At 73.3% G+C, this 21,875-nt stretch carries 18 protein-coding genes; 11 read left to right on the top strand and 7 right to left on the bottom strand.

Annotated features, from left to right (window positions below):
- Positions 1 to 77: 77 nt before the first annotated feature.
- The 3 genes from IEY99_RS18640 to IEY99_RS18630 form a co-directional block, all read right to left on the bottom strand.
- Complete coding sequence (locus IEY99_RS18640; protein WP_189204949.1) at positions 78 to 746, bottom strand: SRPBCC family protein; 669 nt, start codon at positions 744 to 746, stop codon at positions 78 to 80.
- A gap of 68 nt (positions 747 to 814) precedes the next feature.
- Positions 815 to 1,789 carry a bifunctional DNA primase/polymerase gene (locus IEY99_RS18635; protein WP_229799036.1) on the bottom strand — a complete coding sequence of 325 codons (975 nt, stop codon included), beginning with the start codon at positions 1,787 to 1,789 and terminating at the stop codon, positions 815 to 817.
- Positions 1,790 to 1,868: 79 nt separating this feature from the next.
- On the bottom strand, positions 1,869 to 2,903 hold the full coding sequence (locus IEY99_RS18630) for a beta family protein (protein WP_189204945.1): 1,035 nt from the start codon (positions 2,901 to 2,903) through the stop codon (positions 1,869 to 1,871).
- A 390-nt stretch (positions 2,904 to 3,293) separates the two neighbouring features.
- Between IEY99_RS18630 and IEY99_RS18625 the strand changes: the two genes are divergently transcribed.
- The 3 genes from IEY99_RS18625 to IEY99_RS18615 all read left to right on the top strand — a co-directional run bounded on the left by IEY99_RS18625 (position 3,294) and on the right by IEY99_RS18615 (position 10,462).
- On the top strand, positions 3,294 to 4,751 hold the full coding sequence (locus IEY99_RS18625; RefSeq protein WP_373293402.1) for an AAA family ATPase: 1,458 nt from the start codon (positions 3,294 to 3,296) through the stop codon (positions 4,749 to 4,751).
- Positions 4,752 to 5,330: 579 nt separating this feature from the next.
- Positions 5,331 to 5,999 carry a hypothetical protein gene (locus IEY99_RS18620; RefSeq protein ID WP_189204943.1) on the top strand — a complete coding sequence of 223 codons (669 nt, stop codon included), beginning with the start codon at positions 5,331 to 5,333 and terminating at the stop codon, positions 5,997 to 5,999.
- A 101-nt stretch (positions 6,000 to 6,100) separates the two neighbouring features.
- Positions 6,101 to 10,462, top strand: coding sequence for a PDDEXK-like endonuclease domain-containing protein (locus IEY99_RS18615; RefSeq protein WP_189204941.1), 4,362 nt, complete (start codon positions 6,101 to 6,103; stop codon positions 10,460 to 10,462).
- Here IEY99_RS18615 and IEY99_RS18610 read toward each other — a convergent pair.
- Positions 10,459 to 12,048: a restriction endonuclease gene (locus IEY99_RS18610; RefSeq protein ID WP_189204939.1), complete on the bottom strand. Its 1,590-nt coding sequence runs from the start codon at positions 12,046 to 12,048 to the stop codon at positions 10,459 to 10,461. The two genes, IEY99_RS18615 and IEY99_RS18610, sit on opposite strands and share 4 nt — an antisense overlap.
- Positions 12,049 to 12,424: 376 nt before the next feature.
- On the opposite strand from IEY99_RS18610, the gene IEY99_RS18605 reads away from it, so the two are divergent.
- From IEY99_RS18605 to IEY99_RS18585, 5 genes are all read left to right on the top strand, one after another.
- A complete protein-coding gene (locus IEY99_RS18605; protein WP_189204937.1) occupies positions 12,425 to 14,185 on the top strand; it encodes an EAL domain-containing protein in 1,761 nt (586 codons plus the stop codon).
- A 60-nt stretch (positions 14,186 to 14,245) separates the two neighbouring features.
- Positions 14,246 to 14,635, top strand: a complete 390-nt coding sequence (locus tag IEY99_RS18600; protein WP_189204935.1) for a cupin domain-containing protein — start codon at positions 14,246 to 14,248, stop codon at positions 14,633 to 14,635.
- A gap of 166 nt (positions 14,636 to 14,801) precedes the next feature.
- Entirely contained in the window at positions 14,802 to 15,257 is a 456-nt protein-coding gene (locus tag IEY99_RS18595) for a MarR family winged helix-turn-helix transcriptional regulator (RefSeq protein ID WP_189204933.1), read from the top strand.
- A 44-nt stretch (positions 15,258 to 15,301) separates the two neighbouring features.
- Entirely contained in the window at positions 15,302 to 16,387 is a 1,086-nt protein-coding gene (locus IEY99_RS18590; protein ID WP_189204923.1) for an S-(hydroxymethyl)mycothiol dehydrogenase, read from the top strand.
- Positions 16,387 to 16,986 (top strand): MBL fold metallo-hydrolase, encoded by a 600-nt coding sequence (locus IEY99_RS18585; RefSeq protein ID WP_189204921.1) that lies wholly within the window; start codon positions 16,387 to 16,389, stop codon positions 16,984 to 16,986. Before IEY99_RS18590 ends, IEY99_RS18585 begins: the two co-directional genes overlap by 1 nt.
- Here IEY99_RS18585 and IEY99_RS18580 read toward each other — a convergent pair.
- Together IEY99_RS18580 and IEY99_RS18575 are read right to left on the bottom strand one after the other, a co-directional pair.
- Entirely contained in the window at positions 16,983 to 17,996 is a 1,014-nt protein-coding gene (locus tag IEY99_RS18580) for an MGH1-like glycoside hydrolase domain-containing protein (RefSeq protein ID WP_189204919.1), read from the bottom strand. The genes IEY99_RS18585 and IEY99_RS18580 overlap by 4 nt on opposite strands.
- Before the next feature lie 64 nt (positions 17,997 to 18,060).
- The gene (locus IEY99_RS18575; protein WP_189204917.1) at positions 18,061 to 19,128 is read right to left on the bottom strand and encodes a DNA polymerase ligase N-terminal domain-containing protein; all 1,068 of its coding nucleotides are present in this window, start codon (positions 19,126 to 19,128) and stop codon (positions 18,061 to 18,063) included.
- 82 nt (positions 19,129 to 19,210) lie between these two features.
- Between IEY99_RS18575 and IEY99_RS18570 the strand changes: the two genes are divergently transcribed.
- Positions 19,211 to 19,876 carry a helix-turn-helix transcriptional regulator gene (locus IEY99_RS18570; RefSeq protein ID WP_189204915.1) on the top strand — a complete coding sequence of 222 codons (666 nt, stop codon included), beginning with the start codon at positions 19,211 to 19,213 and terminating at the stop codon, positions 19,874 to 19,876.
- Here the strand turns inward: IEY99_RS18570 and IEY99_RS18565 are convergent.
- Positions 19,869 to 20,261, bottom strand: coding sequence for a VOC family protein (locus IEY99_RS18565; RefSeq protein ID WP_189204913.1), 393 nt, complete (start codon positions 20,259 to 20,261; stop codon positions 19,869 to 19,871). The two genes, IEY99_RS18570 and IEY99_RS18565, sit on opposite strands and share 8 nt — an antisense overlap.
- Positions 20,262 to 20,402: 141 nt before the next feature.
- On the opposite strand from IEY99_RS18565, the gene IEY99_RS18560 reads away from it, so the two are divergent.
- Positions 20,403 to 21,512, top strand: coding sequence for an FAD-dependent monooxygenase (locus IEY99_RS18560; protein ID WP_189204911.1), 1,110 nt, complete (start codon positions 20,403 to 20,405; stop codon positions 21,510 to 21,512).
- Between the two features lie 123 nt (positions 21,513 to 21,635).
- Positions 21,636 to 21,875 (top strand): cbb3-type cytochrome c oxidase subunit I (locus IEY99_RS18555; RefSeq protein ID WP_373293386.1); only part of this gene is annotated, 240 nt, incomplete at its 3' end.

Genomic DNA, 21,875 nt, shown 5'->3' with positions numbered 1-21,875 from the left:
TGGGGCGCAGTGGCCGCGCGGGAGGGCAGTGGCCGCGTGGGACGGCGGTGGCCGCGTGGAGCGCGGTGTCGTGGTGGTCAGGGGGCCGGGTCGGCCGCGGTCGTGACCCGTGCCTCACCGGCGAGCGGCGTCCACCTGTCGGTCCAGCGCTTGAGCACCACGTCGAACGCCGCGTCGTCCAGTCCGTAGGTCGAGATGACGATCTCCATGTGCCCGGCCTCCGAGCAGCCGAGATCCTGGCGACCGGCGATCACGACGAGGTGGCCGTCGCCGTCGACGCGCCAGGCGACCCGGCGGCCCGCCCGGGTCGCGGGACCGTCGATCAGCGTGAGCACCTGCCGGCCGGTCGCCGTACCGGTCAAGTAGATCGTGCGACGTGCGCCCTGCGGCTTCTCCTCCAGCAGGTGGCGCAACTGGATCAGGAAGGAACTCCAGCCCTCCTCGATCGCGTCGTACCGGTCGGGATCTCCGGCCGGCCTGCCCTCCCGCACCGCGCGCACCACGGCGTGATCGTCGTCGCCGGTGACCTCCAGATAGGACCCGTCAGCCCAGCCCATCCGCTCGGGCGCGCGCAGCGTCGCCTCGTCCACGAAGATGTGGCGGATCTCGGCATCGAGCCCGTCGTAGTCCCACCCGAACCACCGGCGCAGCACGGCCGGCTGGGTGACGGCTTCCCACACTCTGTCCCGGGCGGCGGCAACGGCGATCTCCACGGCGTACGGCTTCGGTGCCAGTTCATCGGTCACGCTCACTATCCTGGCCGTCACCCCAGGATCACGCCAAGCGATGCCGGTCAATGGGCGTCGGGCGAGGCTCACGGGGGCCACCGACCGGTGCCCGGGGGATCGTCGACTGCCGTCCGTGGGGGAGCGCCGGGTGGTGTTCGTGGGGGAGCGCCGGGTGGTGTTCGTGGGGGAGTGCCCGGTGGTGTTCGTAGGGGTGTGCCAGCCGGTGTTCGTGGGGAACGCCGGCCGGCGTCCAGTCCGGACCGGATGGTGCGGACGGTCTCGTCGCGGCCGAGTCCCGCCCAGGCCCCGGCCGCCCGGAGCTCGCGCGTCACCGTCGCCACGTCCAGCATCCCGGCGCCGACGAGGCGGCCGAGTGCGAAGGCAGCCCTGTTCAGCGTGTCGTTGCGGGTGCCGACCGCGGCGTACGCGACCCGATGGGTCTCCGCCTCCAGGGCCGCCGCCGCATACCGGCCCGGATGGGTGATCATCGTCAGGTCGGCGAGGGGTGCATCCGCCCCGGCCGGCGGATCCGGTCCGGCGATGAGCTCGCGCAGGGCGTCGGGCGCCGCCGGCGGCTCGGGTCCCGGGCGCACCACCCAGTAGTAGAAGGTGCCTCTGGCGTGCCGGGACGGGGGAGCTATCACGTAACCGCCGCGCCCGCGCCAGTCGACGCCCGGCAGCAGATGGACCCGGTTGCCGAAATCGGCCGGCCGGAACCAGAAGTGCCACCCACCACCGCCGGTGCGCACCTGCGGGCCCGCCGGCAGTTCGCCGCCGAGCAGGTGGCGCAGGGCATGCCAGCCCTCCGCCGAGTCGACGTCGGCGACGTCCATGACGATTCCCGTGTGGAGCCCGACGTTCGCGTCCGGCCAGCGGGACCACCACTGCGCGATCCGGTGGGGGTCGACGCTGGCCTCGGTCAGCCCGTGCCGGAGCCGGGGGTGCTTCCCCGGCCGGTCGCATCGGGCGCGGCCGCACGAGCAGGAACCGTCGGGCGCGGGCGAGTGGACCGGCAGGACCGGAATCCCGTGCCGGGCGTACGCGAGTGCGGCATCGAGCATCACTCGAACAAATGTACTACTGCACTGCTCTGAATGTGCCGTTCAAGGTCGAACAGCGGGGCCGGGACGCGGTGGGGCGCTAAAGGCGGGACAGCGAGGCGAGGACGTGGGCGATGTGATGGGACGTGCTCCACGCCATCCAGCTTGCCGGGCTTCCGCCGCCGCGGGCGCTACGGGCTCGGCGGGCGATCTCCGCGTCGCCCCACGAGAAGCGGGCTCCCGACGCCGGCCAGTGCGGCGATTGGACCAGGGTGCGGCACAGGTCGTGGCAGCGGTCGTCACTGCGGCCGCCGCGCCGGGCCCAGCGGTAGATCCACCAGTCACGCTCCGCTGTGTAGCGCAGCGTGGGGAGCTGGCGGTGGTTGATGCCGTTGCGGCGTACCGGAGACGTCACTCCGTAGTCCGCATAGCCGACGCCCGGCTCGCAGAGCCGGGCCCACATCCGGGCGTCGAGGCGGCCGACCGTGACCGGTTCGTCGGTGGGCAGGTCGTCCAGGTTGGGCGGCATGGCGCCGGCCGCGACGGTGACCGACCGCCACGGCGTCGCCCGGGCCCAGCGCAGGACGTGGCGGGCGCGTTCCTCGAAGCGCTCGGCGTGCGCGGTGCAGGCCGTCTCGGCGAGATCGATGAGCAGATCCACCCGCTCGGCCTCCAGCCCCGCCCCGGCCAGCAGCCGGTCGGTGGTCGCGGTCGCCTCGGCCGCGTTGCGCACGTCGACATGCGGCTGAAGCCGCAGGACCGCCCGCATCAGGTGCATCCGAGCGGCCAGGCCGTTCTCCACCAGGCGGCGACGGCTGTCGTACGCCCGGAGCACCGGAAGCATCGCCACCCCGAGCGCCACCAGGTCCTCGGCGAGGTCGAGTGGCGGGGAGACGAGCGGGTCCTCCGGGTCCGGCACGGCGCCGAGGTCCACGGCGATCGCGCCGGTGCGTGGCGGAAGCTGGCGGACCAGCGGGAGCAGCCTCTCGGAGGGCGCGGCCTCGATGATGGGGGTGACCCGGCGGGCGGCAGCCGCGTCGAGGTGGTGCAGGGCGGCGAGCTCGCCGCGGCGGGGACGCAGGATCGGGCGGTACACACCGTCCTCCGCGGCCTCGGGCCCCGTGAATACGGTCATTCACTCAAAGTAGCGGCATCTCGCCCGGCCGGGCCGATGCACGATCGGTTCCTCACTTCAGGTGAAGTTTGCGCCTGGCGGATTGTGTCGGACCCCGGCGATACGGTGGTCGCCGTGACCGCGACACCACCGCCGGCCTCGACGTCGACGCCCACCCTGGGCTCACCGTCGACCCTGACCTCGCCGCCGACCGTGAACTCACCGTCGACCCTGACCCCGCCGCCGGCCGCGAGCTCGCCGCCGGCCGTGAGCTCACCGCCGGCCGTGAGCTCACCGCCGGCCGTGAGTTCGCCGTCGATCCTGAGCTCACCATCGACCGTGGCCGCACGGGCGGTCCCGGCCTCGCCGCCGGAGAGCCCCGCCGCCGAGGCGGCCCGGGTCGTCGACGCCGTGCTGCACGACCTCGCCACCTCGCCGCATCGCGGTGTCGTCGTCGACTCCCCACCCGGCGCGGGCAAGAGCACCCTGGTGGTCAAGGCCGCCGGCGTGCTCGCCGCGACGGGCGCGCCGCTGATGATCGTGGCGCAGACGAACGAGCAGGTGGACGACCTCATCGCCCGGCTCGGGGCCGCGTCGCCGGAGCTGACCGTGGGGCGGCTGTCGGCGGTCGACTACGTCGCGACCGAGCGGGTCCGTGCGCATCCGTCGTGCCGGGTCGCCCCCAAGGTCGCCGATCTCGGCGCGCCGCCGGTGGTCATCGGCACCGCCGCGAAGTGGGCGACGGTCACCGACGGCACGTGGCCGTGGGCCATCGTGGACGAGGCCTACCAGATGCGGTCCGACGCGCTGCTCCGCGTGGCGTCCCGCTTCGAACGCGCGCTGTTCGTGGGGGACCCGGGTCAGCTCGACCCCTTCTCCACGGTGGAGGTCGACCGCTGGACCGGCCTGTCCTGGGACCCGATGCAGAGCGCCGTGGCCGTCCTGCTGCGGCACAACCCCGAGCTGCCGGTGCATCGTCTGCCCGTGTCGTGGCGCCTCCCGGCGTCCGCGGCGCCCGTGGTCGCCGAGGCCTTCTATCCCTTCACCGGCTTCCGCGCCGGCACAGAAGCGACCGACCGGGTCCTCACCTTCACCGACCCCGGGCGCGCAAGACCAGGCTCGGCGGCGAGGGGATCGCTGAGTGGTTCGGGGCTCGCGCCGGCGGGTGGCTCGGGGCCGGCGGTGGGTGGTTCGGGGCTCGCGCCAGCGGGTGGCTCGGGGCCGGCGGTGGGTGGTTCGGGGTTGGCAACGGTGGGTGGCTCGGGGCTCGCGGGGTTGGGTGGCTCGGTGTTCGCGGCAGCGGGTGGCTCGGCGTCGGCGATCGACGAGGTGCTGGACACGGCGGCGGCGACGGGATGGGGTTTGCACGAGCTTCCGGCGCGCTTCACCGTCCGCACGGATGCCGAGGCGGCCGCGGCCTGCGCCGCGCTGGCCGCGCGCGCCCTCTCGCGCGGCGGGGTCACCGTCTCCGAGGCGGGGACGAGCCCGCTCACCGCGGAGCGCATCGCCATCGGGGCGGCGCACCGCGATCAGGTCGCCGCCATCCGTTCCTTTCTCCCGCCGGAGGCGGCCGGCATCACCGTGGACACGGCGAACAGGCTCCAGGGCCGCGAGTACGACCTGACCGTCGTGCTCCACCCGCTCTCCGGCCGCCAGGACGCGACCGCCTTCCACCTGGAGTCGGGGCGGTTGTGTGTGCTCACCTCCCGGCACCGGCACGCCTGCGTAGTGGTGGCGCGGGCCGGCATCGCCGAGCTGCTGGACGCGCACCCGTCCACCGAGCCGGTGCATCTCGGAGTCCCGGTGAAGTTCCCGGACGGCTGGGAGGCGAACCAGGCGATGCTCGCCCATCTGGCGCGCTGCCGGTGAGATCCTGACCAGCCGCCGGCCCACGGGATACGACGACGCCGCGCGTTCGGCGGCGGACCGGGCCGGTGCCCGCCTCGCTTCCGGGCGGTGCCGGGCCTCGCTTCCGGGCGGTGCCGGGCCTCGCTTCCGGGCGGTGTCGGGCCTCGCTTCCGGGCGGTGTCGGGCCTCGCTTCCGGGCGGTGCCGGGCCTCGCTTCCGGGCGGTGCCGGGCCTTTTTGGGCGGTGCCGGACCCCGGTTCCCGGACAGTGGTGAACCTCGTTTCAGGGTCGTGAATGATCACCGTCCGTTGATGTTCGCATCGGCGCAATGCGCTCGAAATATGGGCCGGGTTAACTGTCAAATCGAGGACTGATCCGCGAGCTGACATGCAACTTGCACGAGCGGTTCGCCGTGCAAGTTGCATGTTCGCGGGTCGCGGACCTGCTGCTCCAACGTCGCCGCAACAGATTGACCGTCCTGTAATGCTTCATTCACGAACGTTTTTGAGATCTCGGTGGAAGGGCCTTCCTCTCGATCTTTGGAGGTGGAACTCTTCTAGCGAGACGTAGCGCCAGCGACACGGACGGTGGTGGTACCGGATGCGTCCAGACGTTCTTGTCGGTCCGAGCGAGTGGGTGGTCGAGCAGTTCGGTGACAAGGTCGCCGCCGAGCTCTGGACCCGGGTGCCCGAAGCCTTCAGCACGGCGATCGACCGCGAGGTCAACGCGCACCCCTCGACGACGCAGACCACAGAACGAGTTCTCGCCAACCCGCGTTGGCCCCTGCCGTACGAGGAGCTTGTCCTCTTCCTCGGCACCCTGCCCGGCGCTGAGATCATCAGCGTCCCCAAGTCGGTCTATCAGCTCGTGGTCATCAACGGTCACGTCGTCGTGCCCTGGTGTTACGGCCAGTCCGCCCGTGACTCCATGCGCGACGCCCCGGTCGGCCGCTCCTTCGGCCGGCTCGCCCGCGAGTTGCTGCGCCGGTTCGGCCCGCCGTGGCGCCGTTCGCAGGCCGAGGCCCCGTTGCCGCTCGACGCCGTCGACGAGCGGGAGGTGGCCAAGATCTGCGCCGCGATCGCCCGGATCGTGCCTACCCCGGAGGTGGTGATCGCCGGCTTCGCCGGCGCGCCGAATCTGGGTCTTCTGCGTGCCTGCCTCGGCGAGCTCAAGTCCACCGACAACGGCGCGCTGCACTGGAGCCACGTCGACGACCTGCCGCTCCCGCCGCCGGTGATCCCCCGTCCCCGCCGCATGCAGTTCCCCTGATCATCGACGTCGCCACCGCTCAGGCGCCCGCCGGACCGAGGTCCTGACGGGCGCTTGTCGTTGCGCAGGGACGGCGGCGCACGTCGGATAGTCTGCGAAGAATGCCCGAGCCAGAGTCGCCCACCGTCATCCGGGACCGGGCCGTCTCCGTCGCCGACTACCTGCTCGGCGTGCGGGCGCACATGGAGCGTCCGGCGCGAACCGTGCCCGCGGACGCCTGGTGGCTCGAGGCGCTGCCGGCGCATCCCGCATGCGGCGCCGGCCCGGCCGAGGACGGTACGACGTGGTTGCGCGTGGGCCTGCCCGACCTGCCCGGGCCGCCGCCGGTCCCGGCGGAGCTGCGCCGCCGGCTCACCGAGGTCACCCCGGCCGCCGAGCCGATGCTCACCCCCGAACCGGCTCCCCAAGCCCCGACGCCGCAAGGCTCAGCGCCCCATGGCTCAGCGCCCCATGGCTCAGCGCCCCATGGCTCAGCGCCCCAAGGCCCGGCCTCCCAAGGAGCGACGCCCGAAGTCCCGAAGCCCCAAGGCCCGGCGACCGACGGGCAGGGGCCCGTCGACGACGGTGGGTTCGCGGCCTGGCGTGACGAGGTGTGGCGGCCGTGGTCGCTGCTGAGCCGCGGCGCGGAACAGACCCGTACCCTGCACCGCCGCCTCTTCGACCTCATGCACCAGGTCGACATGGCCGCGGCCAGCACCGAGCTGGTCTGGGGACACGGCATCCTCGAAACGGTCGTCGACGGCCAGCGGGTTCGCTATCCGCTGGTCGCGACGCCGGTCGTGGTCGAGTACGCGCCGGACCGGTCGCTGATCACCGTGTCCCCGCAGGGGCCGTCCCGGCTGCAGACCGATGCCCTGGCCGGCCTGGACGAGCGTTACCTCGCCCAGCTGGTCGCCCTGGCCGGGCCCGCCGGCACCATCGAGGCCGACCTCTGGGACGACCTCGAGCGGCGGGAGCTGTTCGAGCGGGCGCTGGGCCGGCTCGGCTACGACCGGATCGTCGTGCCGCCGGGCCACACCGACACCGGCCCCGGGACGGTGCCTCCGGGACCGCGCATCGTGGACACCGGCGTGCTGTTCGCGCGGCCGAGACAGCGGCTGCTGCGGGGTTTCCTGGAGAACCTGCGCGACCGCCTGCTCGCCGGCGACACGGCCGGCGTCGGCGCGCTCGCCGCGATCGTCGCGCACGAGCCGAGCCGTCTGCAGATGCCCGGCGACCGTCCGGAGCAATGGCGGCGGGTGGGTGAGCGACTGCTCATGCCGCTGCCGACGAACGAGGCGCAGGAGTCGATCGCCCGGCGGCTCGCCCTGCACCGCAACGTCGCGGTGCAGGGTCCGCCCGGCACCGGCAAGACCCACACCATCCGCAACCTGATCTGCCATCTCATGGCCAACGGCAAGCGGGTGCTGGTGGTCGCGCAGAAGGAGGACCCGCTGCGGGTGCTCCGCGACGGGCTGCCCGAGGAGGTGCGGGCGCTGTGCCTGGCCGTGCTGGGGCGTACGACCGACCAGCTCGTGCAGTTGCAGCTCGCCGCCCGGGAGCTGTCCGACCGGGCCGCCACACTGGACAAGGACGCCGAGGCTGCGCGGGTCGAGCGGCTCACCGGCCGGCTGGAGGAGGCGGAGCGGGAGCTCGACCGGGCGCTGGGCGGGCTGCGGGCGATCGCGGAGGGCGAGGCGGCCACCTACCGGATCGACGACGCCGACCTGTCACCCGCGGAAGTGGGTGCCTGGCTGCGGGAACGGGCCGCGGCACACGGCGGCATCCCGGACGCCGTCGATCCGTACGCGCCGCCGCCGCTGACCGCGGACGAGTGCGCCGTGCTGCTGGAGCTGGCCGCCACGCTGCCGCCGGCCGACCGGGCCGCGGCGCTGCGGGACCTGCCCGAGGTCGCGGATCTGCCCGATGCGGCCCGGGCGAAACAGGACCGGGCCGACCGGGCGGCGGCCGCCGAGCGGGTGTCGCGCTTGGCGGCCGCCGGTGTCGACCCCGATCCGGTACGGGCACACGGCTCGAAAGCCCTGGCTGACCTGCGCGACGGGCTCCGGGACGCGGTGGCGTGGCTGCGCCGGCGCGAGGGCACCTGGACGGACCGGCTGGGCCGGCTGCTCTCCGACCCGCACTGGGCCAGCGTGTGGGCCGATCACGTGGCCGCCACCGAGGAGCTCCAGCGATCGCTGGCGGACCTGACCCGCCGGCTCGCGGGCCACCGGATCGCCGTGCCGCCCGCGCTGGCCGCCGAGCCGAAGCGCCTGCTCGCCACGCTCGCCGAGGTGCGGGGCCGGTTCGCGGCCGGCAAGGGTCTCCACCGCCTGCTGCAGGCCTCGCTCTGGAAGGTCGCGGACGAGGTACGCGTCGACGGCGAGCCCCTGCGGACGGTCGACGACGTGGACCTCGCCATGGCGTGGATGCGGCGCTCGCAGGCGCGGCGTCGGCTGGGCGAGCACTGGGCGGAGTGGATCCGGCGCCTGGACGTGCCGCGGCCCGAGGGCGATCCGGAGGTCTGGACGGGCGGATTGCTGGCCGAGGCGATGCAGTCGCTGGCCTGGGACGCCCGGCACTGGCCGGAGATCTCCGCGCGGCTGGCTGCGCTCGTACCCCAGGAGGAGCTGGAGCTCGACGCGGCCCGGCTGGCGGAGATCTCGGCCCTGCTGGACGACGGGCCGGTGGTCTTCGAGCTCGACCGGTGGGACGCCGGGGACCGGGCGGTGGCCGAGGGCCTGGCGCGGTGGCCCCGGCTGGCCGAGGCATGGCGCACCCTCGACGGCTGGGACGAGCAGGTGGCGGAGGTCGAGCGGCTGCGGAGTTTGCGGCCGCACGTGTCCCGCTACGTCGCGCTGCGGGACCGGCTCGCGGCGGCGGCGCCCGAGTGGGCCGCGCAGATCGACGACGGTGCCGTGCCGGCCGTCTCGGCGACCGCGTGCGCCCGGGCGTGGCGGTGGCGGCAGGCGCAGACGTGGTTCGACCAGGTGGTCGGCAGCGTCGATCCGGCGGTGCTGAACCGCCGGGTGGAGCAGGGCCGGGAGCGGATCCGCAGGCTCACCGGCGAGCTGGTGGTCGCCTCGGCATGGCTCGAGGTGGCCCGGGCCCTCGACGACCGGCGGCGGGCCGCCCTCGCGGACTGGACGACCGCGCTGCGCAAGATCGGCAAGGGCACCGGGCGCAGCGCCGCCGCCTGGCAGGCGCACGCCCAGCGGGCCATGGCCTCCGCGGTGGAGGCGGTGCCGGTCTGGGTCATGTCGGTGGACCGCGCGATCGAGCAGTTCGCCGGTGGCGCCCGCTTCGACGTCGTGATCGTCGACGAGGCGTCGCAGGCGGACCTGTTCGCCCTGCCGGTGCTGTCGCTCGCCGAGCGGGCCGTGGTGGTCGGCGACGACCAGCAGATCGGGCCGCAGCTGGGCTTCGTCGGACCGGTCGCGGGACTCATCCACACCCACCTGGGCGACGTGCCGTCGGCGGAGCACTTCGACCCCGAGTCGTCGCTCTACGACCACGCCGTGCGGCGCTCGCCCGAGCGGATCCTGCTCACCGAGCACTTCCGGTGCGTACCGCAGATCATCGAGTTCTCGTCGCGGCACTACTACGACGGCAAGATCCAGCCGCTGCGTGCGGACCGCTCGGCCCTCGACCCGGTCGCGGCCGTGTTCGTGGCCGACGGCGTACGCCGGCCGCGGGAGTCCTTCGGCGACGTCAACCTGGCCGAGGCGGAGGCGCTGGTCGACCGGGTCGCGCGGATCGTGGCGGACCCGGCGTACCGGGGCAGGTCGCTCGGGGTGATCAGCCTGCTGAGCAGCAGCGGGCAGGCGTCCTATCTGCTGTCCCGGCTGCGGGAGACCATCGGCGAGGACGAGATGGAGGCGCGCCGGCTGCGGGTCGGCGACGCGTACACCTTCCAGGGCGACGAGCGCGACGTGGTGCTGGTGTCCATGGTGGTCTCCGACAACGACGGCCGGCCGGCCGCCTTCACCAAGCGCGACTACCACCGCCGGATCAACGTCGCCGCCTCCCGCGCCCGCGACCAGCTCTGGATCTTCCATTCCGTACGCCCGTCGTCCCTGCTCCCGGACGACGCCCGCGCGCTGCTGCTGAACTATGCGTTGAACCTGACCGCCTCCGGCGCGCAGGCGGACGCGGAGCTGCTCTGCGAGAGCGACCTGGAACGCGCGGTGCTGCGCCACCTGGTGGCCCGGGGCTACCGGCCCACGCCCCAGTTCCGCATCGGCGGTTACCGCATCGACTTCGTCCTGAACGCGCCGGACGGACGCCGGCTGGCGATCGAGTGCGACGGGGAGGCGTACCAGGGTCCCGCGCAGTGGGCGAGCGACATGCGGCGCCAGGCGGTGCTGGAGCGGGTGGGCAACTGCGTGTTCGTGCGGATCCGCGGGAGCATCTTCGCGCGGGAGCCGGACGCGGCGCTGCGCCCGCTCTGGCAGCGGATCGAGGAGCTGGGCATCACCGCCTAGACGGATTCCTCCTTCTCGATGCGAGCCTTGATGCCGGAATGCTCGGCCAGCAGGTTGAGCAGGGCCGGACCGTCGAGCAGCTCCAGCGGACGGCCCGCCACCGCCTCGTACGCGTCGGGTTCGTAGCCTTCCGTCGCCACCAGGATGCCCTTGGTGGCGCCGCTGTCGGCGACGGCGGCGGCCAGGGCGACCGCCGTGCCGGCCGGGACCACCCGGCCGCGGACGGCGTGAATCACCACCTGGCCGCCGAAGACGGGCCGCGGATCGACCGCCTGCCACCGGCCGTCCGAGGCGGCGCCCATCGCCAGACCCATGTTGCTGAACAGGTCGGCGAGCGTCTGCTCCCATTCCGCCGTGGGCATCGTGGCGAGGTTGGGGCGGTGGTCGATGTCGGCCAGGACGTTGAACTCCTCGGTGAAGTCCTTGTCCGCCTCGCGGTCGAAGTCGATGACCGGGGTCACGCCGTCGAGCTGGTCGGGCGCGCCCGAGAGGCCGGCCTGCAGGTGCTTGAGGCAGGCGACCGGGTCGACGCGGCGCAGCTTGATGGCGGCGAAGGTGTCCCGGTCGGTGTGCAGCGAGACCAGGCAGGGCCGCACGAACCGGCCGGTACGCCGGTCGATCGTGTCCACGATGCCGTTGAACAGTACCTTCGCGACCAGGCCGCCGCGGTCCGCCTCGATGATCTCGTGCACCGTACGCAGCGCGACCATCGAGATGATCTCCGTGTAGCGGCGGCGGATCTCGGACTCGTCCCGCGGCACGGCGATGAGATCGTCGCGGACCCGGTCGTAGCGGTACTCCTTCACCACCGGGATGACCTCGACCGGAGGCAGGTGGTACTCGACGAGCAGGTGCTGCTGCTTCGGCAGGTACGCCAGCCGGAAGTGCTGAGGGAAGTCGTCCGGGTACACGGAGTTGCCGAGCACCATGGCGAAGTACTCCACCACCGAGGCCGGGTCCGCGTTCGCCACCGCCGCCGCGAACCGGTCCACCTCGGCGTTGTACGCGAGCAGCCGCGCCTCGTAGCGGCGGCGGTTCTCCTCGTACTGCGCGCGGCGTGCCGCCAGTTGGCGCTCGCGGCGCCGCTCGCCCTCCGCCCACTGCGCCCGTGCCTGCTCGAAGGCGCGCTTCGCCTGGTGGAGCTGCTGCTGATGGATCCGCTCACCGCCGAGGATCTTCCCGACGCCGCGCGGCGCGGGCGGGGCGAAACTCTGCCAGGACGGTTCGGGCGCCGCCCGGCCCAGCGGCCCCGGGTCGAACGGCGGCGCGGCGATCGGCTTCTTGAACCGGTCGAGGTCGATGTGATCGTCGACGTCCAGAGTGGACAGCAGGAGGGAGTCGAGGTCGCTGAGGCGGGCCCGGAGGTCGGCGTTGGCGGCGGCGGCGTCGGCCGTGCGCGCCTCGGCGTACAGGCGGCGGTGCTCGCGCTGCCGTTCCGCGTCGGCGGCGGCCTGCTGGGCCGCGGCTATCGCCAGGTCCGCGTTGCGCCGGATCAGCTGGCGCTGCCGGGCCGCGGCCGTGCCGGCCCGTAGTTCCGCGGCCGCCTGCGTCGCGTGCGCCCGCTGCATGTCCCGAATGATGCCCATGCGTCGTCGTCCTCGCTCACGTGTCCGAAGGGCCACCATATCCACCGGCTCGCGATCTCGTTACGGGGTGCACCGCTGTGGACGCTGTGCGTGCATGACGTGGGTGACCGGCGGGTAGGGGTCGCACATGGTTCCACAATCAGCACTGGCAGTAACTGTCCGTCATGGATTTCGCGCGTTCCGGGTCGTCCCGGGGCGCGGCTCATGCGTCAGCCGATCGGTCGGATTCACCGTCTGATCGGTCGAGAAACGCCTGTTCATTGTTTTGTTGGCCGAGCTACGAAAACATTGGTGCGGTCGTCCCCTGTTACATCGAGCGGTGACGGGTCGTAATAGGTCAGGGGCATCTAATCAGCGTGAGGGGAGGCGGCGGCGCATGACGGCACCCGAAGAGCGCTTCCCGCGTCCCCGTGCGCTGCGCGACCGCCTCTCCCGCCGTCCCCGGCTCAGCCCCAACGCCGCACCCCGGCAGGCGCACCTGCCGGAGTCGCGCAGCTCCGCCGAGGACGAGGCCAGCTTCACCTATCTGGCGGACGGCGACCGCATCGTCTGGTCGGCCGCCCTCGCCGCGCTGCTCGGCCGCCCGCCGCAGGACAACGAGGTCAGCCGCCAGCTCCTCGCCCGCCACGTGCACCGCGACGACCGGGCCAGGGCGCTGGCCGCGATCACCCGCGCCTGGACGGCGTGCGAGCCGGTGCGGATCACCCTGCGGCTGATGCACGCCGCCGGCGGCTGGTTCGACGTCGACTGCCGCCTGGAGGCGGTCTCGGGCCCTGATGGCACGGTCAGTGGCATCAGAGGCGCACTGCGTGACGTCTCCGCGCGCGAGCGCGCCCGCCGGGAGGTCGCTCGCCTGTCCCGCCGCGGGGAGACCGTGCAGGCGTCCATCGTCGACCCGGATCCCGCCACCGGTCTGCTCACCCGGGCCCGCTTCGCCGACGAGATCGACCGGGCGCAGCGCAGCGGCGGCGGAGCGCTGCTCATCGTCCGGGTCGAGCCGGACCGGGCGGACGGCGTGCGGTTCGACCTCAACGCCGACCTGCTGCACCGGGCCGCGCGGGTCCTGGAAGGGCTCGTCCGGCCGGACGACCTGCTGGGCCGCGTCGGGCCGAACGAGATCGGCGTCCTGCTGCCGGGGGCGTCCTGGGTCATGGCCCGGCGGCAGGCCGACCTCTTCGTCGAGGCGCTGCGGACGCAGCCGTTCGTGCTGCCCGACGCCTGGGTGCACGCCCGCGCGTGGGCCGGTCTCGTCCGGTTCCGGCCCGGCGGCGACGCGGGCAGCCACGAGCTGCTGATCGACGCCGAGCACGCCTGGCGGCAGGCGCGCGAGGCGGACCGCCCGCTGACGCTGGTCCCCGAACCGGTGCCGGTGAAGGACCGCCAGGGCTCCTACCGCAACCGGGTGGCCGACGCGCTCGGCACCGACCGGTTCACCCTCTTCGCCCAGCCCATCCTCGAGCTGCAGACCAACCTGGTGCTGCGCCACGAGCTGCTGCTGCGGGTGCTGGACGAGCACGGCGAGCCGCAGTCGCCCATCCACGTGCTCGACACCGCCGAGCGCCTCGACGCGGTCTACGACATCGACCTCTGGGTGGTCGAGCGTGCGATGGAGGTCGCGGCCTCCCTGCCCGCGCACTCCTTCCAGATCAACCTGTCCGGGCGTACGGTCGGCGACCCGCGCCTGACCACCGAGGTCGAGACGTTGATCGACCGGTACGGGGTGAACCCGGAACAGCTGACCTTCGAGATCACCGAGACGGCGCTGATCGGCAACCTGAGCGAGGCCCGGCACTTCGCCGACCGGATCCGTGACCTGGGCTGCCAGCTCGCGCTCGACGACTTCGGCTCGGGATACGCGTCGTTCCGCTACCTGCGCCTGTTCCCCATCGACCTGGTGAAGATCGACGGCGAGTACGTGCGCAACCTGGTGCGCAACCCGCAGGACCAGGTGCTGGTGCGGGCGCTGGTGCAGGTCTGCCAGGCGTACGGCATCCACACGGTGGCGGAGTTCGTGCAGGACGAGGCGACGATGCGAATGCTGGCCGATTTCGGGGTGGATTTCGTGCAGGGTTATCTCATCGGGCGGCCCGAGCCGCTGTCGGCGCTGGGTCCCACACCCCGCCTGCGCCGCTCCTGACCCCGCGCCGGGCGGGCCCGCCACGATTGCGACGGGCCGGTTGCGGGTATCGCCCCTGGCATGGAGCACTACACGATCGCCACGGTTGCCGAGAAGAGCCCGGATTTCCGCCGCGTGCTCTGGACGGGCAAGCACACCCAGCTCGTCATCATGACGATCCCGCCCGGCGGCGAGATCGGCGAGGAGGTCCACGAGGTGGACCAGATTCTGACGTTCGTGAGCGGCACCGGCGAGGCCCGGGTGAGCGGCAAGACCCGCAAGGTCAACCAGGGGGACCTGGTCGTGGTGCCGGCCGGTCACACCCACAACTTCGTCAACGAGGGCCCGAACCCCTTGGTGCTCTACACGGTCTACGGGCCGCCGGAGCACGCCGACGGCGCGGTGCACAAGACCAAGCAAGAGGCGGACGCGATGGAAGAGGCCGGCAAGGACGAGCCGCCGCAGTCCTGACACCGCGCTGCGCGAGACGGCGCCGGAACCGGGTGAGGCCCCCCAGCCAGCCCGGTCCCGGCGCCGCGCCGGAACGATACCCTGGCCGATCAAGGGCCCCGATCCACCGTTCTGGCTGCTGAGACACCCGGCGTTCGCGTACCGGAGGGTCCACTAACCTGCAGCCATGGATGAGCCGCGGTGGTTGACCGACGAGCAGCAGCGGGCCTGGCGCGCGTTCGTCGAGGTGCTCGTCAAGGTTCCGGCCGCGCTCGAGGGCCAGCTCCAGCGGGAGGCGGGCCTGACCCACATGGGATACCTGGTCCTGGCGACGTTGTCGGAACAGCCGGATCGCCGCCTGCCGATGAGCCACCTGGCCCGCAAGGCGAGCGCCTCGCTGTCGCGGCTCTCCCACGTGGCGGCCCGCCTGGAGGCGCGGGGCTGGATCCGCCGCGAACGCGACCCGGAGGACGGCCGCGTCCAGATCGCCGTGCTGACCGCCGAGGGCTTCCGCAAGGTCGAGCAGACCGCACCGGGGCACGTGGAAGCCGTCCAGCAGCTCGTCTTCGACCGGCTGACCGCCGACCAGGCCGGGCAGCTCGCCGAGCTCTGCCGGGCCCTGTTGCGAAGCCCCGCCGGCTGAACCCTTGCTTCGCGCGGCGCCCGCGCGATGGCAAGGTGGTCGGCATGAGCCAGCGAGTCAACGGAGTCATCGCCCGGGCCAAGGGCGCACCCGTCGAGGTCACCACCGTCGTCGTGCCCGATCCCGGCCCCGGCGAGGCGGTCGTGCGGATCCAGGCCTGCGGGGTGTGCCACACCGACCTGCACTACCGCGAGGGCGGCATCAACGACGACTTCCCCTTCCTGCTCGGCCACGAGGCCGCGGGCACGGTGGAGGCGGTCGGCGCCGGGGTCACCGACGTCGCCCCGGGGGACTTCGTCGTGCTGAACTGGCGAGCGGTCTGCGGTGACTGCCGGGCCTGCCGCAGGGGCAAGCCGTGGTACTGCTTCGCGACGCACAACGCGGCCCGCAAGATGACCCTGGAGGACGGCACCGAGCTGTCTCCCGCCCTGGGCATCGGCGCCTTCGCCGAGAAGACGTTGGTCCATGCCGGGCAGTGCACCAAGGTGGACCCGGCCGCCCGGCCTGCGGCCGTCGGCCTGCTCGGCTGCGGGGTCATGGCGGGCATCGGCGCCGCCATCAACACCGGGGGCGTCACCCGCGGCGACTCCGTGGCGGTCATCGGCTGCGGCGGCGTCGGTGACGGCGCGATCGCCGGGGCGGCCCTGGCCGGCGCCACCACGATCATCGCGGTGGACACCGACGACCGGAAGCTCGAATGGGCCCGCACCTTCGGCGCGACCCACACCGTCGACGCGCGGGACGCGGACGTCGTCGAGGCCGTACGGGAGCTCACCGGCGGCCACGGCGCCGACGTCGTCGTCGAGGCGGTCGGCCGCCCGGAGACGTACCGGCAGGCGTTCTACGCGCGCGACCTGGCCGGCACCGTGGTGCTGGTCGGGGTGCCGACCCCGGAGATGACCATCGAGCTGCCGCTGCTCGACGTCTTCGGCCGGGGCGGGGCACTGAAGAGCAGCTGGTACGGCGACTGCCTGCCCACCCGCGACTTCCCCATGCTGACCGAGCTCTACCGGCAGGGCCGGCTCGACCTCGACGCGTTCGTGACCGAGGAGATCCGGCTCGACCAGGTCGAGGACGCGTTCGCCAAGATGCACGCCGGCGGGGTCCTGCGCTCGGTGGTGGTGTTCTGATGGGTGCCCGCGTCGATCACACGGTGACCAGCGGCACGTTCTCCCTCGACGGGGAGACGTTCGACGTGGACAACAACGTGTGGGTGATCGGCGACGACGCCACCTGCGTGGTCGTCGACGCGCCCCACTCCGTACCCGCGATCCTGGGGGTGGTGGGCGGCCGGGAGGTCGCCGCCGTCGTCCTCACCCACGCGCACGACGATCACGTCCGGGTCGCTCCGGAGCTGGCCGCCGCCTCGGGTGCGCCGCTGCTGCTGCACCCCGCGGAGGAGGTGCTGTGGAAGCTCACCCATCCGGGCCTGCCGATGCCGGCACCGCTGAGCGACGGCCAGGAGATCGAGGTGGCCGGGACGACCCTGCGGGTGCTGCACACGCCGGGGCACAGCCCGGGCGCCGTCTGCCTGTACGCGCCGGAGCTGGGCTGTGTCTTCACCGGCGACACCCTGTTCCAGGGCGGTCCGGGGGCGACCGGGCGCTCCTACAGCGACCGGCCCACGATCGAGCGGTCGATCCGCGACCGGCTGCTGACCCTGCCGCCGGAGACCGTCGTGCACACCGGCCACGGCCCGGACACGACGATCGAGGCGGAGCGGTTCTAGGCCGCCCGCGCGTACGCGGGCACGGAACGGTCCGCGAGCAGGTCGAGGGAGAGGGCGGCGGTCCGGCCGGACGCCGGGGCGCCGAGGCCTTCCCCGGTGCCCGGGTGGAAGGAGTCGTGCAGCCCGGCTTGATGCACCAGCCGGATCGACGCCGTGCGCAGCTCCTCCGCCGCATCGCGGTAGCCGTGCACCAGCATGCCGCGCCGCAGCAGCCAGTTGACGTCGATCCGGATCGCCCGCCCGCCCGCGGGCGGGCCGGCCTTCGCCATGATCGCCTCGACCTGCTCGCGGGGCAGGTCCGGGAGCAGGAGCGGCATCAGCCCGTTGACGTGCGGGGCCGGGCTCAGCGCGCCGGTCGTCGCGTCCCGGAGGCGGAAGACGCGGGCGCGGTGGTCGTACAGGCGCGTGGCGATCGCCTCGGTGATCCGCCGGGCGCGCCGCAGGTGCGCCTCCGGGTCCGCGCCGACCACCGCGGCGAGGTGCACGAGGGCCAGCTCCGCGGCGGCCAGGATCGCGTTGAAGGCCGGGCACTCGACCTCGGGCCGGTGCGCCGGACCCACGTCCCAGGCCGGGCTGTCGCCGAACGCCGACTCCGAGGGGTGCACGATGCTCGCCAGTCCGGCGCCGCCCGGGTCGCGCCCGCGGGTCAGATACTCCTGCTGCGCGACGAGCCGGGGGTAGAGCCAGGAGAGCTGCGCGCCGGCCTCGTACGCACACACCGCCCCGTGCGAGGCGGCCCGGCGGTAGACCTCCCAGGCGGCGACCGCGTGCAGCGGCGGCCGGACGAGCCCGGCGACGACCCCGGCGCCGCCGTCCGGGACCCGGCCGTCGGGCCACTGCGCCTCGAACAGGTGACGCAGGTCACGCCACGCCCGGCCGGGGTCCACGTACGCGAGCCCGACCGCGGTGACCGCGACGTCCCAGCTGTCCTGCCGCACGGGAAGGCGCCGGCCCAGGACGGCGACGGCGGAGTTCCAGAGATCGGCGGACCCCGGCAGCGAGTGACCCATCGTGACCCGCCCTTCCGCCGAGGAACCCCCATGATCGGGTCGCGGGGGTCTCACTGAAGGAAAATCACGCCGCGATCGTCAGCCACATGCGGCTGCGGCGGCCCGGCAGATAGGGCGAGTCCAGGCGCTTCGCGACGATTCCGGCCAGCCCCTGGGCCCGGGCCGCGTCCCGCGCGAACTCACCGCCGCCGCTGAAGTAGGGCGGGGTCTGCCAGTGGTCGCCGGCGAGGTCGAGTCCATCCAGGAGCTCCCGCCGCTCGCCGTAGCGCACGAGCTCCACCGTGGAGTGGCCCTCCAGCCACAGCAGGTCGTACGCCAGGAAGTGCACCGGCGTGCGCTCGGCGGCCCGGCGTGCGGCCGCCGAGTCGCGCGGCGCCTTGCGCCGTGCGAGCAGCTCCGGCGAGACGGCCGGGCCGTCGAACGCCACGATCTCGCCGTCGAGGACCGCCTCCAGCGGGGCCAGTGCCTCCCCGAGCGGGCGCAGCTCCGGATACCAGGTGGTCACCTCGGCGCCGTCGGCGTCGGTGAGCCGCACCCGGCCGCCGGAGACGTACGCGATCGTGCGGCGGCCGGCCCAGCTCAGCTCGTACCCCCAGTCCTGGTCGTCCGGCGGCAGGCCGGCGGCCGCGGTCGCGAGCATGGGAGCCACCGCGTCGGGCATGCTCTCCCAGCCCGGTTCCGGCGGGTCCATCCGCCGGACCATCCAGTCCCGGCCGCCGGTCTGGAAGAAGACGTACCGGCCGTGGGTGCGGTCGCCGTGGAAGGTGACGCCGATCTCGTCGTCGCGCCACTTGTCGGTCTCGTAGGTGCCGTGGTCGTGGATGGTCATCCGGCCGCCGCCGTACTCGCCGGCCGGGATCTCGCCGTGGAAGCGGAGGTACTCCAGCGGGTGGTCCTCGGTGTGCTTGGCCAGGTGGTTGCGGGCCCGGTCGCGCGGCAACCCGCGCGGCACGGCGAACGACACCAGCACGCCGTCGCGCTCCAGGCGCACGTCCCAGTGCAGGCTGCGGGCATGGTGCTGCTGGATGACGAACCTGTTCCCCCTGGTCGGGCGGGGCCGCACCCGGGGCACCGGCTCCGGCGTGCGGCGGGCGTCCCGCTTGCGCCGGTACTCGTCCAGACGGTCGGCCATGTGCCGATTGTCCGCCCGGACTACACCGTTGTCATTCCGAGCGGACGGCCGGACTGTCGTACCTGCGTGCCAGGCTCGCCTCATGTACGCCGAATGGGCATCGAGCCTGCCGCACGTCGTCGCCTGGCGCAGCACCGTGCCGCCGGGCAGCACGGTGAAGCGGATCCTGCCGGACGGCTGCCTCGACGTCATCTGGCAGGACGGCGACGTCTTCGTGGCGGGTCCCGACACGACCGCCCAGCTCGCCGCGGCGCGACCCGGCAGCAGGCTGGTCGCGCTGCGGTTCGGCGACGGCGTGGGCGCGCCCGTGCTGGGCGTGCCCGCCGACGAGCTCACCGACCGCCGGGTGCCCCTGGCCGACCTCCTGACGCCGGCGCGGGTGCGTCCGCTCGCCGAGGCCGACGACCCCCTCGCGGCGCTGGAGGACTTCGCCCGGCGCCGCTGGCGAGGCCCGGATCCGACGATGGTCGCGGTCGCGGCGGGGGCGCGCGCCGGGGCCCCGGTCGGCGCGATCGCCGACTCCTGCGGCCTCAGCCCGCGACACCTGCAACGACGCTGCCGGGCCGCCTTCGGGTACGGGCCCAAGACGCTCGAGCGGATCCTGCGGCTGCAGACGGCCGTGCGGCTGGCCCGGCGCGGCCGCCCGTTCGCCGACGTGTCGGCGACGGCGGGCTACGCCGACCAGGCGCACCTCGCGCGCGACGTGAAGGCCCTGGCCGGGGTGCCGCTGAGCGAGCTGGTCAGGTGAGGGGCGCGAAGAGGTCCACACCGTTGCCGTCGGGATCGAGCACGACGGCGTAGCGCTGACCCCAGGGTGCGTCCCAGGGCTCCAGGTGGGATGCGTGGCCGGCCTCGACGAGTGCGGCGTGCGTACGGTCCACCTCGGCCGGACCGGCGCAGGCGAAGGCGAGACCGACCCGGCCGGCGCCGGTGGCGGGGGAGAAGCCCGGATCGAACGACCGGATGGTCTCGTGGGTGTCCCACATCAGCTTGACGCCACCGGGCAGGGTGGCTTCCACGTGCGGCGCGTTCTCGGCGCCGGCCGGGATGTCGAGCCCGAGCCGCCGATAGAACGCGAGCGACTTTTCCAGGTCGGCCACCGCGAGGCCGATCGCAGCAAAGGTAGGTGCCATGGGCGACACGCTACGAGCACTCTGGAGTGTTCGTCTTGAACAAATCGGACGCCGCGATGATCGTGGGTTTCAAGCTCCGGTGGCGCCGGGTAGTGTCTTGGCTCCGACGCGTATCGACCACCCCTCGGAGGCGTTGCTGCGATGACCTTGCGCATCCTGGTCGTGGGCGCTGGTGTGAGTGGTCTCGCCGCCGCCAGGGGGCTGCGGATCGCCGGCTTCCGTCCCGACGTCGTGGAGGAGCTTCCCGCGACGATGAGCCCCGGCGCCGGCATCTTCCTGCCCGGCAACGCGTCGCGCGCCATGCGCCTGCTGGGCCTCGACGCGCCGCTGCGGCCCCTCGGCGACCTGATCTTCCGCCAGGTCTTCCTGGACAGCGAGGGCGCCGAGCTCTTCGAGCTGGACGTCGCCGCGCTCTGGGCCGGGGTGGGGGAGTCGCGCGCGCTGTCCCGCGCCGACCTGCAGCAGGTGCTGCTCACCGGCGTCGGCGGTGCGGTGCGCTACGACACGGCGGTGCGTGACCTGGCCATCATCGACGGCGCCGCCAAGGTCGAGTTCGGCGACGGCAGCGTCGCGGAGTACGACCTGGTGGTCGGCGCCGACGGGCGGCGCTCCACGATCCGCGAGAAGGCCGGGCTCGGCGGCGCCGCGGTGCCGACCGGTCAGGTCGTCTACCGCAGCGTGGTCAGCGGCGGGCCGGTGCTCAGCGACTGGACCGCATTCCTCGGCGACCGCCGCCAGTTCGTGGCCATGCCGATGGGCGGCCGGCGGCTGTACTGCTACGCCGACGAGACGGCCGAGCCGGGGATGCCCGACCCGCCGGATCCGCGCGTGCGGCTGCGCGAGCTCTTCGGCGACTTCGGCGGCTGCCTGCCTGCCGTCCTCGACGCGGTGGAGAAGGTGCAGGTCGCCCGCACCGACGAGGTGGCGATCGGCGCCTGGACCGCCGGGCCGGTGCTGCTCGTCGGTGACGCCGCTCACGCCACCGCGCCGAGCCTCGCCCAGGGCGCGGCGATGGCGCTGGAGGACGCCGTCGTGCTGGGCGACGTGCTCCGGGCCGCCGGCGGCGATGTCCCCGCGGCCCTGCGTACCTATGAACAACGCCGGCGCCAACGCTGTGACCTGGTGCGCGAGCAGACCCACGAGCGGGACCGGACCCGGGACGTGACCCCGGCCGAGCGCGACCCTATGCTGCGCAGGCGGGGCCAGCAGATCTTCACCGATCACTACCGGCCGCTGGTGGAGCCGTTCTGAGGCCTGGGCCGCCTGTGGTCACCCCGCGCCCGCCGAAGCTCGGCGGGGGACTATTCTGCCTGCGGAGTACGCCCTTGATCTCGGGCGTACGCAGTGGGACGAAACGAGAACCGGAGGACATCCGTGACGACCGTTGCGCCTAAGCCGATCGTGACCCGGCCATGGCCGGTGAGGCAGCAGGTCAAGGGCTCGGCCCTCGCGCGGATCCTGCGGACGACGGACGCGAAGCAGATCGGGATCATGTACATGATCACCGCCTTCGTGTTCTACATCCTGGGCGGCTTCATGGCCCTGCTCATGCGCACCGAGCTGGCCCGCCCCGGCATGCAGGTCCTGTCGCCCGAGCAGTACAACCAGATGTTC

The sequence above is a fragment of the Couchioplanes azureus genome (assembly GCF_014648355.1).
GTDB lineage: Bacteria > Actinomycetota > Actinomycetes > Mycobacteriales > Micromonosporaceae > Actinoplanes > Actinoplanes azureus.
This window is presented reverse-complemented; position numbering and strand designations above follow the sequence as displayed.

Coding starts and splice junctions, on each gene's coding strand:
- IEY99_RS18635 (WP_229799036.1), bottom strand. CDS start 1,789: ATGCTCGATGCCGCACTCGCGTACGCCCGGCACGGGATTCCGGTCCTG.
- IEY99_RS18630 (WP_189204945.1), bottom strand. CDS start 2,903: ATGACCGTATTCACGGGGCCCGAGGCCGCGGAGGACGGTGTGTACCGC.
- IEY99_RS18620 (WP_189204943.1), top strand. CDS start 5,331: ATGCGTCCAGACGTTCTTGTCGGTCCGAGCGAGTGGGTGGTCGAGCAG.
- IEY99_RS18615 (WP_189204941.1), top strand. CDS start 6,101: ATGCCCGAGCCAGAGTCGCCCACCGTCATCCGGGACCGGGCCGTCTCC.
- IEY99_RS18610 (WP_189204939.1), bottom strand. CDS start 12,048: ATGGGCATCATTCGGGACATGCAGCGGGCGCACGCGACGCAGGCGGCC.
- IEY99_RS18605 (WP_189204937.1), top strand. CDS start 12,425: ATGACGGCACCCGAAGAGCGCTTCCCGCGTCCCCGTGCGCTGCGCGAC.
- IEY99_RS18600 (WP_189204935.1), top strand. CDS start 14,246: ATGGAGCACTACACGATCGCCACGGTTGCCGAGAAGAGCCCGGATTTC.
- IEY99_RS18595 (WP_189204933.1), top strand. CDS start 14,802: ATGGATGAGCCGCGGTGGTTGACCGACGAGCAGCAGCGGGCCTGGCGC.
- IEY99_RS18590 (WP_189204923.1), top strand. CDS start 15,302: ATGAGCCAGCGAGTCAACGGAGTCATCGCCCGGGCCAAGGGCGCACCC.
- IEY99_RS18585 (WP_189204921.1), top strand. CDS start 16,387: ATGGGTGCCCGCGTCGATCACACGGTGACCAGCGGCACGTTCTCCCTC.
- IEY99_RS18580 (WP_189204919.1), bottom strand. CDS start 17,996: ATGGGTCACTCGCTGCCGGGGTCCGCCGATCTCTGGAACTCCGCCGTC.
- IEY99_RS18575 (WP_189204917.1), bottom strand. CDS start 19,128: ATGGCCGACCGTCTGGACGAGTACCGGCGCAAGCGGGACGCCCGCCGC.
- IEY99_RS18570 (WP_189204915.1), top strand. CDS start 19,211: ATGTACGCCGAATGGGCATCGAGCCTGCCGCACGTCGTCGCCTGGCGC.
- IEY99_RS18565 (WP_189204913.1), bottom strand. CDS start 20,261: ATGGCACCTACCTTTGCTGCGATCGGCCTCGCGGTGGCCGACCTGGAA.
- IEY99_RS18560 (WP_189204911.1), top strand. CDS start 20,403: ATGACCTTGCGCATCCTGGTCGTGGGCGCTGGTGTGAGTGGTCTCGCC.